Raw genomic sequence first — 14,918 nt, forward strand, 5'->3', positions numbered from 1 at the left:
AATCAAGGACTACCTTGCAACGTATAATGACGATCCCAAACCGTTTGTCTGGCGTAAAACCGCCGATCAAATCATTGAGTCAATCGCGCGCCTATCTGACAAGCTCAATAATAAGACGAACTTTTGTTAAGGGACACTAGGAAGACAACGGGAATATTCTTTTCAACCAGATGCGCGGCCATTAACGAAAAGGCGTTGTCATCACCAAGAATAGCGACGTCCGGATTGATTTTCGCGATGGCTTGCTGCGTTATTTCAACTTTTTGGGGCCATTCGGCCTTGGGCAGACGCTTCGTGTCCAGCTCGAGAATATGAATTTTATGGTCGTCGCCAAGTACTGACTGAACAGCGGCGATGTAATCCGCGTCCCATTTGTACTCGATGTGATAGCTTTGGATGATAACGACGGTTTTACTGAAACACAGGGGGCTTACCAGCAGAAGAGCCAAGAGGAGAAAACGCATGGTTGTTCCTTATTATTATCCGGGCGAAGGTGAAAAACAGTATTCGCATAATTTGCCTGGCCATACTCCCATTCGTTTTGGGTCTTGTGTATCAATTCACGGCCTGCTGATATCTGCGAAAGGTCTGCCTTGAACGGTGTTCAGGGTATGCCGAAAACATGGTACTTTCGAGCCAGAAGACTTTGTTGACTACTGTCAGAAAAATTCAGACCGGTGAGCAGACTTTATGAACGTAATCGTCATAGGCGCAGGGATTATGGGTACCACGTTCGCCATCCTGGCGAAAGAACTGGCCCCCGAACTGGATATCACCATTCTGGAAAGACTGGACGGTCCGGGAGCAGGGAACTCCTGGGTATTCAACAACGCCGGTACGGGGCACGAAGCGAACTGCGAGCTGAACTATACCCCGGTGGATGCAGAGGTCATTTCGGTTGAAAAAGCCTTGAAGATCCACGCCCAGTTCAACGTTGCCAAGCAGTTCTGGGCCTACCTGATCGAAAAGGGCGCCGTCAAGGACCCCTCGTCGTTCATCAACCAGACCAAACACTGCACCATTGTTTCCGAATCTGCGATTGAAGAACTGCGGTTGCGGTTCAAGGAAATGTCCGCTCATCATTTTTTTGAGCACATGCGTTACTCAGAGGATTTCGATGAAATAAAGAGCTGGATTCCTTACGCCATGGAGGAACGGCCCCGCCATGAAAAAATGGCGGCTACCGTTATTGAAACGGGGACGGATGTTAATTTTGGCGCCCTGACGGAGCAAATGGCCGAGTATGCCGTCAAAGATCTGGGCGTGAAAATCCAATACGGCACCCATGTAAAGCGTGTACATCGTAGTCCGTCCGGAACCTGGCTTGTCGAAACGAAAAGCAGGGGAGTTGCAAGCCGGTACAAGTCGGATGTGCTGTTTGTGGGCGCCGGCGGCGGTGCCTTTCCGATCCTGAAAAAGAGCCACTTGCCTTTTGCGAAACGGTTTACCGGCTTCCCGGTGGGTGGCCGCTTCCTGCAGGCCCCGATCAGCGCCGAGCAGGCCGATCATTACCGGGCTAAAACCTATGGTAAGGCGAAGGTTGGCGCACCGCCCATGTCCGTGCCGCATCTGGATTTGCGGGTGGCGGAGGGTCAGTACTACTTGTTGTTTGGTCCTTTCGCGTCATTCAAACCGGTTCTTGAGAAAGGTCGTGGACTTCTGGATTACCTTGGTTCGATGCGTCTGCATGACATCCCCGGCTTGCTGAATGTCGTCCTGGAGCATTTCCCACTGGTTAAATATCTGGTTTCAGAGACGTTCAAGGGCGAAAAAAGCATGTTTAAAGAACTGGACAACTTTGCCCCGGGATTGAGTAAAAAGTTTAACTGGAAACCGGTTGAAGCAGGCCAGCGAGTGCAAATCATCAAGGATGGGGATCTGCAAATGGGCACGGAAATCCTCGTGTCCAGGGACAAAACCTACGGGACGTTACTGGGGGCATCGCCCGGGGCGTCGGTTTCGCCCGAGGTTATGTTGCGCTGTCTGGAACAATTGTTGCCGTCCATCTTTGCCAAAGAGCAAGCCAGGATAAAGAAGAAAGAGATTTTTCCCGAGGATGATCTTGACGCATTGATCAATAATCCCGATCGTTACCGGGAGATTCGGGATGCGGTCAACAGGCAGTTGGGAATAACCCAGTCAAGGGCACAATGAGATCGGCCCACGCTGCCAATACTGCGGACTTACCGGGCGCCTGCCACATTAAGCTCCGCTTCAAAACCGTCCTGGCGTCCTGTTGCCGGCGAACGCAAGTGCAATGTCAGGCCCGCACCCGTGGCAATAGCATCCGCAATGGCCAGGCCCAGGCCGGAACCGGCCGCATCCGTTTTTGAGCGTGCAAACCGGTTCCGTAACAGGGCGAGCTGTTCCGGTGGCACGATGTTACCGCCATTACATACTCTCAGCGTGCCATCGTTTACCATGCTGACCTCCACAGGCTGTTTATGGGAGCCATGCCTGAGGGCATTCTCAATCAGGTTGCGCACCAGGATGGCAAAGGCATCGGGATCGAGGAAGGAGTTCACTTCACTCTCGGGCAGGTTCAGGATGATTCGACCCGGTACCTGACCTTCAAAATCAGCAACGATCATCGCCAGTATTGGCACAAGGTTGTGCCGACTTTGCGATATTGCGCCCCCTCCTTCGGCTTTCGCCAGCTCGAGCAGTTTTCCGGACAGCATTGACAGGCTGCGCAGAGCTTCCTCAATCTCGGCAACATTATTCTTCAATTGATTACTCTGTACCTGGGTTTTCAGTCGCTGCACTTTGGCGAGTGCAGTTGCCAGTGGTGTCCGCAATTCATGGGCGCTGTTGGCCGTAAAACTCCGTTCTGCCTCAAGAGCGCGGTGCAATCGTGCCAGCAACCGGTTGACGGCAACGGCGATCGGCTCAAATTCTTTTGGTAACTGATCGCCCGCAACGGGGGACAGGTCTCCAGCGCCCCGGGATTCTATCGATTGCTGGAATTCGACCACCTTGCGCAGGGAAAGCCGGACCATCCACCAGACACCCAGAAGGCTGACCGGAATCAGGAAAATCAGAGGCATCAGCAATGCCAGACCCGCCTCCAACGCAGCTTCGCGCCGGTGAGCCAGGGGTTCCGCCACCTCAATGTAGATGGTGTCACTGACGGCAGATGCTCCGTAGATCCGGTGTGTGGACGTGTTTGAAAACCCTTCCCCGGGTAATGTGCCAAAAACCCGGGGGTCGGCATCGTGGGACTGGAGCAGGAGGTTGCCTTGTTCGTCCCGGACCAGGTAAGTGAGGTATTCGTCATGGTCTTTCAGGGCAGGGGCCCGTTGGTTTCCGGTGCCAGTTTCCCGGTTCAGGATGTCGGTAACGGCCAGCGGCAGAATGCGTTGGGCTGTTTCTTCCAGAGCACTGTCGAAAACCTCATTCATTTCGTGCTGTGCCACGAGTCCGGAAGCTGTAACGCCTAACAGCCAGAGAAGGGTGACGCCGAGTGTGAGGCCGATGCCGAGGTTTTTCTGTAAGCTGGTTCTATTGGTCATGTGTTTCCAGGCGATAGCCCATGCCCCGGACCGTTATGATGGCGTCCCGACCCAGTTTTTTACGCAAACGGCTGACATAAACCTCGATGGTGTTACTTTCGATTTCTGCCCCGAAGGCGTAAAGGCGATCCTCCAGCTGCGACCGTGATAATAACATTCCGGGTCGCTGGATGAAGCCCTCGAACAGTGCCCACTCCCGAGCGGTAAGCTCCACCGGTTTGCCGTCGCGACTGATGCGATGATCACCAAGATCCACCTCCAGATGACCCACGCGTATCCGTGGACTCGGGTTGCCCCGGTAACGACGGGCTACCGCTGCCACACGGGCCGACAGCTCGGAAAGATCAAAGGGCTTTACCAGATAGTCGTCGGCGCCGGCGTTCAGTCCTTCAATCCGGTCAGACACCTGATCCCGGGCAGTAAGGATGATTACGGGAGTCGTGTTTCCGGTTGCCCTTAGCTTCCTCAGGAAACCGAAGCCATGGCCGTCCGGAAGCATCAGGTCGAGCAGAATCAGGTCGTAAGCCGTGGTCTGAACACTGGCTTCGGCAAAGGCCAGGGTTTGCACCCAGTCTACCGCGTGGCCGTCATCCGCGATCTGATCCCGCACTGCCTCGCCGAGCCCTGCAGTATCCTCAACCAACAGTACCCGCATAGTTCACCTCTGATCCAGTTCTGGGAAAAAGATACTACAGCCAGGACCTGACAGCAGCCTGAATGGCGCGGACAGTTTGCGTTCGTGACTTTAACACGGTGGAAGATGTCCATGATTGGCCGCGTTCAGGCCAGTGTCAGGAAAACCTCATAGGGTATTCATTGTGGATTCAACAGGAGACATCCCATGAAGACCAAACCCGTGATTATATCCCTCGCTCTGCTATTTCTGAGTACGCCTCTGCTGGCTGACGATGACTGTGATGACCCGGTGGCCAATTGGCAGCCCCGGGAAAACCTGCGCCAGAAACTGGAAGCCGAGGGCTGGACGGTATACCGCATCAAGGTGGATGACGGCTGTTATGAGGTAAAGGGCCGTGACCCGGAGGGTAACCGGGCCGAGGCCTCTTTCGGACCCGCCTCCCTGATATTGATGGATATGGAGCGAGAGGAAGAGGAAGGCGATGACGATGATGACAGCGATGGAGACTACCGGACAAAGGCGCGTGATGGCGGCCAGGGTGCTGGCGAGACGCCGGTTCCGCGAAATGGCGTCGTCAAGGGTCGCCCGAGTGTGACGGTCGAATAATCCGCCAATCCTGTCCGTTCTTGTTTAACGCGTTGTACGTTTCTATCGGAGAGACTGTATGAAAAAGATCTTTTTTGCTCTGGCCATGGCTATAGCGGTTGCTTTACCCGCTCTTGCACAGGCTCGTGAAGTGACCTTTACGACTGAGTTACTCAACTACGGTGGCGATGGCGCCTACCTGGCGCTTTACCTTACGGATGCTTCCGGCAAATATCAGGGGACTCTCTGGGTTGCGGGGAAAAAATCCAAATACTACAAGCACCTGAGTGGCTGGGCCCGTGGCAGCGGATTGAATCCGGCTGAGTACGATGGCCTGACCGGAGCCAGTATAACCAGCGGGCGCACCCTGAAAATCACCCTGAACCTGGACGATGCGCTGATCGACAAGGGCTATGAGATCCGTATCGACACCGCTGTTGAAGACATGCGGGACAACCGGGCGGATGTCGCCGTACCACTGACCACTGACGGTTCCGGCAAGCCGGTCACCGGGCGTGGTTATGTTCGCTCCTTCCGCTACGATTTTTAACGGACTGACAGGAGCCAAGGCTATGTTGCGACAATTGCACGGTTTACCGGGTCTGCTAGTGGCGTTGTTCCTGGTGACGCTTGCCGTCACCGGGGCGGTACTGGCCCTGGCGCCCGCCATGGACAGGGCGGCAGCGGTGATCCCGGCTGCTGGCGAGGTGAGCGTGGCGGAGCTGGCAGGACGGGTCGTGGCCCATTACCCGGGAACCGAACAGATTGTGCGCGGCCCTTCCGGTGGAGTCGTCGTTTATTACAGCCGTGACGGCCAGCCCGGGGCGGATCTGGTTAATCCCTTGACTGGCGAAGGTATTGCGCCCTATGAGCCATCGGCCTTTTTTATCTGGATCAGGGACCTGCATCGCTCGTTTCTGCTGGATGACGCGGGCCGGGGGCTGGCCGGGGTGATGGCCGCCGTAATGCTACTTCTCTGCATCTCCGGAATTCTGCTGCTGGTCCGTCGGACCGGCGGCTGGAAGGCATTGTTACGGCCATTCGCCGGTTCCGGCGGCAAACGGATTCATTCCGAACTGGCCCGGTTTGCCGTTCTCGGGTTGCTGCTGTCGGCATTGACCGGCAGTTATATGTCGGCACAGCGCTTTGGTTTGCTGCCGGAAACTCCCGAAACCGGGCCGACTTTTCCTGCTGAGGTCTCTGGTGGACAACCGGCTCCGGTGGCAACGCTGGGCGCCCTCTCGGAGGTAGACCTCAGCGAATTTCGGGAATTGGTGTTTCCCTATCCCGATGACCCGCAGGATGTCTATTCACTGGCCACCAGCGGCGGTTCCGGGTTTGTTGATCAGGCGACCGGTGAGCTGCTGAAGTACCAGCCCCGCTCTGGCGGTAGCGTGTTCCAGCAGTGGATGGTCAGTTTGCATACCGGCGAGGGCCTGTGGTGGCTGGGTTTGATTCTCGGAGCTGCGGCGCTGACCGTGCCGGTGCTCTCGGTGACAGGGATAAGCATCTGGTGGCGACGCCGCCGGTCGTCAGGGCAGATTCCGGACAATGCCGATGTCTCTCAGGCTGAAGCTATTATCCTCGTCGGTTCCGAAGGTAATACCACCAGGGGGTTTGCCCGGGAGCTCCATGGTAGCCTGAACAAGGCAGGTTTTCGCGTGCATTGCGGCGAGATGAATGCATTGGCTGACCATTATCCGCAGGCCTCCCTGCTTTTTGTACTGACCTCGACCTATGGCGACGGCGACGCGCCGGCGTCCGCTCGCCGGTTCATGGCCAGACTCAGTGATTTCAGGGGCGGGAAGACCCTGAAATATGCTGTTCTGGGCTTTGGTGACAGCCAGTTCCCGAATTTCTGTCAATTTGCCTTGGACGTGGATGGGGCGCTCGCCAGTAAAGGCCTGAGCCAATTGCAGACCATTGAGCTGATTGACCGGTGTTCCGCCACGCAATTCAGCGAATGGGGAGACAAGGTCGGTGAGCTTATCGGGACTCCGCTTTCGCTGAGCCACGATCCGTTGCCGCCGCCCACGGTAAAGCTGGAACTAGTGGAGCGGGCCGATTACGGGCTCGCCGTGCAGGCACCGACCAGCATCCTGCGTTTCAGGGCGGCAGAGCCAGGCCGGGGCCGGTGGCCGAAGTTTCTCTCCCGAGCGCAGGGAGTTCTGCCACCATTTGAAGCGGGCGATCTGCTTGGTGTCATGCCTCCGCATGGGCAGGCCGCGCGATTTTACTCTTTGGCATCCTCTGCCAGTGACGGGATTCTGGAGATATGCGTACGCAAACAGCCTGGTGGTCTTTGCTCCGGATATTTACACGAGCTCAGGCCGGGGGATTGTATCGATGGCTTTATCCGCCATAACCCTGACTTCCGGCCGGCGACTGGTAACACCCCGATTATTCTGATTGGTGCCGGTGCAGGGATTGGCCCGCTGACCGGTTTTATCCGGAAAAATACCGAACGTCATCCTATGTATCTTTATTGGGGCGGGCGCAGTTCGCAGTCGGATTTTCTGTATCAACCCGAGCTGGGGCGCTACCTTGAAGATCATCGGCTGACGGCACTGAATACGGCGTTTTCCCGATCTGACGAGCGTGTCTATGTTCAGGATAAGCTCAGGCAGGATCAGATCGCTGTGCGTCAGATGGTTGAAAAGGGGGCTCAGATTCTGGTCTGTGGTGGCCGGGATATGGCAGCAGGGGTAATGCAGGTCATTGAAGACATTCTCGAGCCATTGCGCACCGATGTGGAAACTCTCAGAGCCGAGGGGCGGTATCTGGAGGATGTCTACTGAGGGCCATCGATAGTGTGGTCCGGAAACATATCCGGTTCACTTGATGTATTCTTGCCATAGCTGAGTCCGAACTGCGGTTTTCTTCCTCACCCATGAGGGGGCAAAGCCAATGACTTCGGACTCTCTATCAGACCTGCCAGTTCCAGGCGCCGCTCGGGATAATGATGTTGAACAGCCGATTGCCAAGCCGTTTTTTGAACCTCTCCATAGCAATGATCCTCCTGCCGGGCATTGTGGGCTGTTCCGCCTTCCAGCAGCGTGACCGGATGGCAACCTTTAATAGCGCATACGATCGGGGTAATTATCAGTCTGCCGCCAACGCCATGGCATTGCCGACGAAAAAGGAAGACAGCGGGCAGAATGGCCGTTCCGGCGATAGGGTACTGGAACTGCTGCACCTGGGCGAAGCCTACCGCCTGGCGGGCGATTACGATGCCGCCATCAGCGCCTTTGACCAGGCGGAGTCTGGCATGAAGTACCTGGATACCCAAACGGTGGCTTCTTCCGCTATGGGAAAGGTCGCCTCGGTACTGGTTAACGAATCATCGCGGGATTACCGGGCGCTGATGTCTGAGGCCATTCTGGTGAATACCTACAAGGGGCTGTCCTTTCTGGCAAAGGGCAACAGCGACTTTGCCCGGGTAGAATTCAACCGGGCCGATGACCGGACCCGGCGTGCGGTGGATTATTTTTCCGAAGATATTCGGGCCCAGCGCGAGGCGGTACAGTCCGGGCCCACTAATGCCGCCTCAGTGCGCCGCAACGCTGAAAGCAGGGAATTCCGCTCAGTGCTGGAGGACCGCTACGGTGATCCGGCGGGTTGGGCTGTGTATGCCGATTATATCGTGCCGGTCAGTACCTACCTGCACGGCCTGTATTTTCTCGCTGCGGGTAACGGCCAGTCGGATATTGATCGAGCGGTCAGTTCCTTCGAGCGGGTTGCCCGTATGACGCCGGGCAATCCAACGCTGGCGGTTGATGCCCGACTGGCTCAGTCACTGGCTGCAGGCAAGCTCCGGCGGGAAGAGTTGCCGCCCATGGTCTGGGTGCTCTACGAAAACGGCCTGGGGCCGGTACTCGAGGAAGTTCGCTTTGACGTACCGCTCATTGTGACTCCCCGGGATCGACCATCACTGATTTTCGCCGCCATCGCGCTCCCGCGCTACAAAGACCGCCGCGCTGTGCCCGGCAACCTGATTGCCAGTTCCGGTGACGGCCCGTCAGTGAACACGGACACCATGGCCCAGATGGGCAGGGTCATTCGTACGGAAATGCAGGCGCGCTTCCCCGGCATCCTGACCCGCGCAATTTCAGCGGCCGTGGTAAAGGGAGTCATGCAGTATCAGGCCACCGAACAACTGGGCGCTGTTGGCCAGATTGGCTCAATTATCTACACCCTGGCCACCACCCAGGCCGACCTGCGGGGCTGGCAGGCCCTGCCGGATCACTGGGAGGTTGCCCGGCTTGAGCGACCGGCCGACGGCAACCTCACCCTGAAAGACAGCCAGCAGGGGTTGCTGGGCCGGATAAAGGTGCCGGATCAACCGTTCACGCTGATTTACGTCAAACGGCCTACCATGGTCAGCCCGGCTACGGTAATGTTACTGGATCTGCAAGGGAACAATCCCGGACAACGCCTGGTGCTGCCAGCCCCCTCGAACCAGACGTCCGCACCTTTATAGGAGAGACACTATGTCCAGAATGATGCAGTTAGCCGTTCTGATACTCGTGACCAGTTTGCTGGGCGCCTGCGCGCCCATACAGCCGGAAAGGGAAGTCGTGCAGCGCGACGATCTCCGGGTCGATCCTGAGATCGGGGGCTTTGTGACGGTGACAGAGTTGCTCGAAAAGCGGATCGACATGCCGGGCGGCGGCGATCTGCTCAAAATCCAGTTCGCGGTGCAGGCGTATCAGGACACGCTGATGGAATGGGCTGTCACCTGGTTTGATGCAGAGGGCATGGTCGTGCCCGGTGTCGGTGAAGGGTATCGTCCCGCCCGCGTGCTCCCGAACCAGACCCGCTTCTTTACGGCGACAGCGCCACATGAAAAGGTCGTCAGCTACCAACTTCACTTACGTGAGGACCGCGAACCCTGAGCCGGATGATATCGCCGTCCATAAAACTGTCATTGTGCGTTATGCGAAAAGGAATGAGTAATGAATAAATGGGTGCCCGTCGTTTTGTGTTCAACACTCCTGGCCGCCTGCGCGACCCCAACACGTTACATCGACCCGGCAGCCGATGATGGCGCGGTTGCCATGACTATGGACTACCGCGACTTTGAGCGGGCCGCCGATGCCGCGTTGCAGGACCTGCTCTCCAGCGGCGCCGTTGACAACCCCAGCGGCGATCGCTACGTGATGGCCGTGAGCCGGATCGTCAACGACACCATGCAGCGCATCGATACGGATCAACTGGTGAAAAAGATCCGGGTGGGGCTGCTGCGCTCCGGCAAAGTCATCACAACCACCGCCGTCGGCGTTGATGGCGCCGAAGACGCCATGAATGAAAAGGCCCGTGAACTGCGCAATTCCGAGGAATTCGACCAGTCCGGCGTGCAGAAAAAGGGCACGTTAAAAGCGCCGGACCTGAGCCTGTCCGGCAAGATCATCCAGCGCAATCATAAAGTGAAAGACGAACAACAGGTGGAATACTACTTCCAGCTCAGCCTCACCGACCTCCAGAATGGCCTGGCCATCTGGGAAAATGAAACGCCGATTATCAAGAGGGGGTCGGATAAGGGCGTGGCCTGGTGACCGGGAAGGGAATTCCGCAACGCGCATGGATCAGGAGAATAAAATGGCTACCACAGACAAGCCAATCGCAGTGGTGATCGGGGCCGGCGACCATCTCGGGTCGGCCATAGCCCGGCGTTTTGCGCGGGAAGGCTTTCATCTTGTAATCACCCGTCGCCGGGGCGATCTGGATGGACTGAGGGCCGAAATCACTGCGCTGGGCTCCAGTGCGACGGCGATTCACTCCGATGCCCGTGACGAGGCACAGGTCAGCGAACTGATCGATCAGGTGGAAGCCGAGCTGGGTCCCATTCGGGTTGCCGTGTTCAATGTGGGTGGAAACGTCCGGTTCGACATCTGCGAGACCACCACCCGGGTTTACCGGAAAGTCTGGGAAATGTGTGCGCTGGCAGGGTTTCTGGTCGGGCGGGAAGTGGCGAAAAAGATGCTGGCTCGCAACGAAGGCACTATCCTGTTCACCGGTGCATCGGCCAGCCTCAGAGGTGGCCGTGGCTTTGCGGCCTTTGCCGGTGGCAAACATGCCTTGAGGGCCCTGGCCCAAAGTATGGCCAGGGAGCTGGGGCCACAGGGTATCCATGTCGCCCACGTGGTTGTTGACGGGCTCATCCGCAACGAGGCAACCGCTGAATTTCTGCCTGACCTTTATGCCAGCAAGGGAGATGGGGGCATCGTTGAGCCGGACGACCTCGCGGAAATCTACTGGCAGCTCCATAGGCAGCCTCGCTCCGCCTGGACCTTCGAGCAGGATGCCCGTCCTTTCTCGGAATCCTGGTAGCTCATTACCCACACATTTCATCCCGCGAGGTTCTGGTGGATGCGCTCAGCAAGGCCGGCTTCGATGCGGATGAGGTGATGGAGGCGATGGCGCAGGCGCCCCCCTATTAGAAGGAGAAACTGAAATGTCTGACGTTGCTGCAGCGTACCGGGCAAACAAAGGCTCCGTACTGGATGTCGATAAAGCGTTCTACGACACCTTGACTGATGCCAGCACGAAACGTGAACTGGTGGCCACGTACACGGTTCCCGTGAGAGATGGTCTTGCATGGAAGGTGCCCGCGGGCCATGTGTTTCGGGTAAAGATTATCGATGGGTCGCAGGTTGGCGACTTCAATATGTGGAGCCTGCATAACCCACGGGAGCGGATGTGGGCGTCCCGTACCCGGCAGTTGCAGCGGGCTCATGTCAGCACCTATGACCGGCTATGGTCTACCCTGCCGTACCTGCGACCGATGGCGACCATTATTGACGATACGCTCGCGAATTACGGGGTAGATAGTGAAGGTGGTCGGGTTCATGATCTGTTGGGGACGCGGTGCGACCCGTATGTGAATCGCCTGCTGACTGGCGAGGATTTTGACTTCCACTGTCATTCAAATCTGGTGCGAGCCGTGGAGCCGTTCGGGCTGACGGAATTTGATGTCCACGATGTTCTGAACATCTTCCAGTGCACCGGTCTTAACAAGGATGATCAGTACTTCATGAAAGCCTGCCCGGCGCGAAAAGGGGACTATCTTGAGTTTTTCGCCGAGATTGACTTGCTGTGTGCGATGTCCTGTTGTCCGGGCGGAGATCTCTCGGTGGATCTCTGGGGCGAAAACGCCAAGGATCCCCTACAAACCTGTCATCCGCTGGGGGTGGAGGTTTATCGGGTCAAGCCGGAGCTTCTGAGGAACTGGGCGTCCCCGGACTATGCTCCTTACAAAGGGAAGCATGGGCGCCAGAATCCCAGCGTGGATTGGGCGGCCATCAAGAAACAGGGTTAGTCACCCCTGACGGATCGCCTGTAAGGCCTGGGCCCATTTTTCCAGTTCCTCAAGCATCGCTTTCCCAGAAGTCTCATGGTGCTCATTTGCCTGGAACACTTTATTCTCATCCAGCAAATTCCAGGGCATCTGTACCATCACTCCCTCCATCATCGGCATCATCTTCAAGGTTGTTACCAGCTGTTTTGCAAGTTGTGCAGAACGCAGGCCTCCTGATACGCCACCGTAACTCACGAATCCGCACGGTTTGTAATTCCACTCGTTGTAAACGTAATCCAGTGCGTTTGTGAACGAGGAGGGTGGGCAATAGTTGTACTCAGGGATAACGTAAACGTAGGCGTCCGCTTCATCGACGCTTTTTGACCAAGCCTTGGTATGATCGTGCTCGTATTTTTGTAGGCGCGGATGATTGGGTTCGTTGTAGATCGGTAGTTGGAAGTCCGCCAGGTCGATCAGTTTGGACTCAAAGCGCCCGTCGGCATTGGCGAACTCATTGAACCATTTGGCGATAGATGGTCCAACCCTTCCGGGGCGGGTACTGCAGATGATTGTATGAAGTTTGAGTGCCATTGTAGATCCTTAACCATTGTTTTTTTGCTGGCGCCAAGAAGAGCCCAGAAGTGAGTCCAATTAAGATAAAGCCTTCACAGTTCATCGTAAATTGCTGAAGTTTAAGCGGGTCGCCAGATACGGCCATCGCGAATTCGCGGATGTCGGTATCCGCTGCTTTGAGCGCTCCCTGAGCGACATAGATTGCGCGCTCAACAGCATAGGGGAGTTCGAGCGACTGTCCTTTCAAGGAGGAAAAAACCCACCAAGATCTCTCTTTCTTAGCTGAATGATTAGCTCTATGGCACCACAGTTCTGGGCAATGTGGCAGTCAAGTTCGATGGACCTGGTTGGATTACTCACCATTGATCTCCGTTAACCGGTATGAAGCGGTGAACAATGCGGGAAATGCAGCTTAAGACTTAAAACTAGCTCAAGGTCGCGGGGAAAGGAAGGCTGACGAAAAATGAGGGAGGTCACGGAACATCGGTCATAGACTGAAGACCCGTCGAGCATTTCCAGACAAAAAGGCGTTTTTTTGTTCCTCCGATAACGCCAGGCTTTCCAGATGCTTCAGACACTGCGCTGGCGAGAGCATTGGCCAGTTGGTTCCGAACATGACACGTTTCGAGCCAATCGTTTTCATGTACTCGATGAAATTTGGCGGTAGTCGGTGAACCGCATAGGCAGAAGTGTCAACGTGGAAGTTGGGGAACTTGATCGTTAGAGATATAAGTTCGTCGATCCAGGGAAACCCCACATGGCCTCCAACCACAACCAACTCTGGAAAATCCAGCAAGACATCCTCGAGGTAGGGGATTGGCCTTCCGGTTTCCGAACGCAAAAGTGGTCCTGTGTGGCCAACCTGGGTACAGAATGGAACGCCAAGATCAACGCAGGCCGCGTATATCGGGTAATACCGGCGATCATTGGGTGGCAAATCCCAGAGCCAGGGCACGACCCGAACCCCGACAAACTTTTCACCATCAACCCACTTCCGGATTTCCCGAACGGCCTGCATTGGTTTACTGAGGTCAACCGACGCCAAACCGCGGAATCTCACTGGCGCATGATCAATCAGGTCAGATACTTCCTGATTGCTGATCAATGAACCTTGCGGCCCGTACCATGCCGATAGAATTGAGATGTCGATACCCGCTTCGTCCATCGCCTGAATGGTGGACTCCGCCGTTGGAACGACTTGAGCTCCGGATTGTTTTGTCCACCTCAGAAGGGGCTCTAGCCAAGGCTCTTGCGCCATGCGCTCGGTTGGTATTTGTGACCACACATCAATTGCACTCATTAGGATTCCTTTTGAAACTGCTACACGTGTGTAGTAGGGTACCTAAGAGGAAGTCCTGCCGTCCCCCGGGGAAATCCATGGCCGCATCCGATCAAAGGCTCTATTCCTTGCTGCAGCTCGCTGCCCACCGGCTAAAGACGCGCGCAGACGCCGCACTTGCCGACGCGGCTGACCTGACAACGGCCCAAGCCGCTACGCTCGCGATCATTGCCGATAAGGGATCTGTTTCCCAACGCATTGTGGCCGACCAACTCTCGCAGAGTTAAAGATGAAGCAAACACAGTTTCTCCAGGATTTAATCAAGCAGCTCTCGCCAAAACTGGACTCAACGTCCTATGTCTACTGCACAGTGGCTCGCGCAAAGTATGGTGAGCTGGAAAAGCTCAAACCCATTGTCAGCATTGCCGAACTGGAAGGTCTTACTCTGGTCATTCCTCTGGCACAGGCCAAATCCGAGGACCTGGACTACTACAGAGTCTTCCGCCGCATCACGCTCGAAGGCCACTCCAGTCTTGAAGCTCTGGGCCTCACATCCGTGGTAACGAGCCTGCTTGCCGACCGGGGCATTACCACCAATGTCATCGCAGGGTTTTATCACGACCACATTTTCGTGCCCAGTGATCGAATTGATGAGGCCATGGAGGCACTGAAGGGGCTGGCCAGCCAACCCAGCGGCTAAAGCCGGGCAACGTAAACAGCGGTCGGTCGATAGTGGGTGCCGCGGGTTTTAGTGCTTTCCGTGGTCGTCCAGCGCCATCAGCCGGATTTTTCCAACTCTGGCTGGATCAAAACGGGGGCAGGTCATTTGGGGCTAATTCAGAGTCTCTCTAGTTTTTAATTGCCCAAACGTAACTATTCAGCTCATTCTCAGAACAAAGTTCTTGACAGGGTTTTTGCCCGGTTTTGCAGAACTTCACCCACACTCGCCCCATTGCCGTAACATCGCGCTCAACCCCCCTGTTCTTCCTTCATTGCGGTCTTGAGCTGCCATACATCCCCGAGCGTGCCGGCAAC

General features: G+C 56.2%; 16 protein-coding genes. 11 read left to right on the top strand and 5 right to left on the bottom strand.

What is annotated here, in order from left to right; translation table 11 throughout:
* Positions 1-104 precede the first annotated feature (104 nt).
* A complete protein-coding gene (locus AC13C0_RS01080) occupies positions 105-464 on the bottom strand; it encodes a hypothetical protein (RefSeq protein WP_482953789.1) in 360 nt (119 codons plus the stop codon).
* A 226-nt stretch (positions 465-690) separates the two neighbouring features.
* On the opposite strand from AC13C0_RS01080, the gene AC13C0_RS01085 reads away from it, so the two are divergent.
* Positions 691-2,154, top strand: coding sequence for a malate:quinone oxidoreductase (locus AC13C0_RS01085; RefSeq protein WP_482953790.1), 1,464 nt, complete (start codon positions 691-693; stop codon positions 2,152-2,154).
* Positions 2,155-2,183: 29 nt separating this feature from the next.
* Here AC13C0_RS01085 and AC13C0_RS01090 read toward each other — a convergent pair whose 3' ends face one another.
* The gene (locus AC13C0_RS01090) at positions 2,184-3,512 is read right to left on the bottom strand and encodes an ATP-binding protein (protein WP_482953791.1); all 1,329 of its coding nucleotides are present in this window, start codon (positions 3,510-3,512) and stop codon (positions 2,184-2,186) included.
* The gene (locus tag AC13C0_RS01095) at positions 3,502-4,167 is read right to left on the bottom strand and encodes a response regulator (protein WP_117617045.1); all 666 of its coding nucleotides are present in this window, start codon (positions 4,165-4,167) and stop codon (positions 3,502-3,504) included. The genes AC13C0_RS01090 and AC13C0_RS01095 overlap by 11 nt, the downstream gene beginning before the upstream one ends.
* 186 nt (positions 4,168-4,353) lie before the next feature.
* On the opposite strand from AC13C0_RS01095, the gene AC13C0_RS01100 reads away from it, so the two are divergent.
* The 8 genes from AC13C0_RS01100 (at position 4,354) to AC13C0_RS01135 (ending at position 12,052) form a co-directional block, all read left to right on the top strand.
* Entirely contained in the window at positions 4,354-4,755 is a 402-nt protein-coding gene (locus tag AC13C0_RS01100) for a PepSY domain-containing protein (RefSeq protein WP_482953792.1), read from the top strand.
* 58 nt (positions 4,756-4,813) lie between these two features.
* A complete protein-coding gene (locus AC13C0_RS01105; protein WP_482953793.1) occupies positions 4,814-5,284 on the top strand; it encodes a DUF2271 domain-containing protein in 471 nt (156 codons plus the stop codon).
* Positions 5,285-5,306: 22 nt separating this feature from the next.
* Positions 5,307-7,532 (top strand): PepSY domain-containing protein, encoded by a 2,226-nt coding sequence (locus AC13C0_RS01110; RefSeq protein ID WP_482953794.1) that lies wholly within the window; start codon positions 5,307-5,309, stop codon positions 7,530-7,532.
* Between the two features lie 161 nt (positions 7,533-7,693).
* Positions 7,694-9,214, top strand: a complete 1,521-nt coding sequence (locus AC13C0_RS01115; RefSeq protein ID WP_227539400.1) for a COG3014 family protein — start codon at positions 7,694-7,696, stop codon at positions 9,212-9,214.
* A gap of 10 nt (positions 9,215-9,224) precedes the next feature.
* Positions 9,225-9,629, top strand: coding sequence for a YcfL family putative periplasmic lipoprotein (locus AC13C0_RS01120; protein ID WP_117617050.1), 405 nt, complete (start codon positions 9,225-9,227; stop codon positions 9,627-9,629).
* A 60-nt stretch (positions 9,630-9,689) separates the two neighbouring features.
* Positions 9,690-10,289: a penicillin-binding protein activator LpoB gene (gene lpoB / locus AC13C0_RS01125; protein WP_117617051.1), complete on the top strand. Its 600-nt coding sequence runs from the start codon at positions 9,690-9,692 to the stop codon at positions 10,287-10,289.
* Positions 10,290-10,332: 43 nt separating this feature from the next.
* Positions 10,333-11,064 (top strand): SDR family NAD(P)-dependent oxidoreductase, encoded by a 732-nt coding sequence (locus tag AC13C0_RS01130; protein WP_117617052.1) that lies wholly within the window; start codon positions 10,333-10,335, stop codon positions 11,062-11,064.
* A gap of 124 nt (positions 11,065-11,188) precedes the next feature.
* A complete protein-coding gene (locus AC13C0_RS01135) occupies positions 11,189-12,052 on the top strand; it encodes an urea carboxylase-associated family protein (protein ID WP_482953795.1) in 864 nt (287 codons plus the stop codon).
* Here the strand turns inward: AC13C0_RS01135 and AC13C0_RS01140 are convergent, their stop codons facing one another.
* Both AC13C0_RS01140 and AC13C0_RS01145 read right to left on the bottom strand, forming a co-directional pair.
* Entirely contained in the window at positions 12,053-12,622 is a 570-nt protein-coding gene (locus AC13C0_RS01140; protein WP_117617054.1) for an NADPH-dependent FMN reductase, read from the bottom strand.
* Positions 12,623-13,091: 469 nt separating this feature from the next.
* Complete coding sequence (locus AC13C0_RS01145; RefSeq protein WP_482953796.1) at positions 13,092-13,904, bottom strand: amidohydrolase family protein; 813 nt, start codon at positions 13,902-13,904, stop codon at positions 13,092-13,094.
* 77 nt (positions 13,905-13,981) lie between these two features.
* On the opposite strand from AC13C0_RS01145, the gene AC13C0_RS01150 reads away from it, so the two are divergent.
* Together AC13C0_RS01150 and AC13C0_RS01155 are read left to right on the top strand one after the other, a co-directional pair.
* Positions 13,982-14,170, top strand: a complete 189-nt coding sequence (locus tag AC13C0_RS01150; RefSeq protein WP_482953797.1) for a hypothetical protein — start codon at positions 13,982-13,984, stop codon at positions 14,168-14,170.
* Positions 14,171-14,172: 2 nt separating this feature from the next.
* Positions 14,173-14,583: an ACT domain-containing protein gene (locus AC13C0_RS01155; RefSeq protein ID WP_482953798.1), complete on the top strand. Its 411-nt coding sequence runs from the start codon at positions 14,173-14,175 to the stop codon at positions 14,581-14,583.
* Positions 14,584-14,918: the final 335 nt, after the last annotated feature.

This window comes from Marinobacter sp. B-21, from assembly GCF_056857895.1.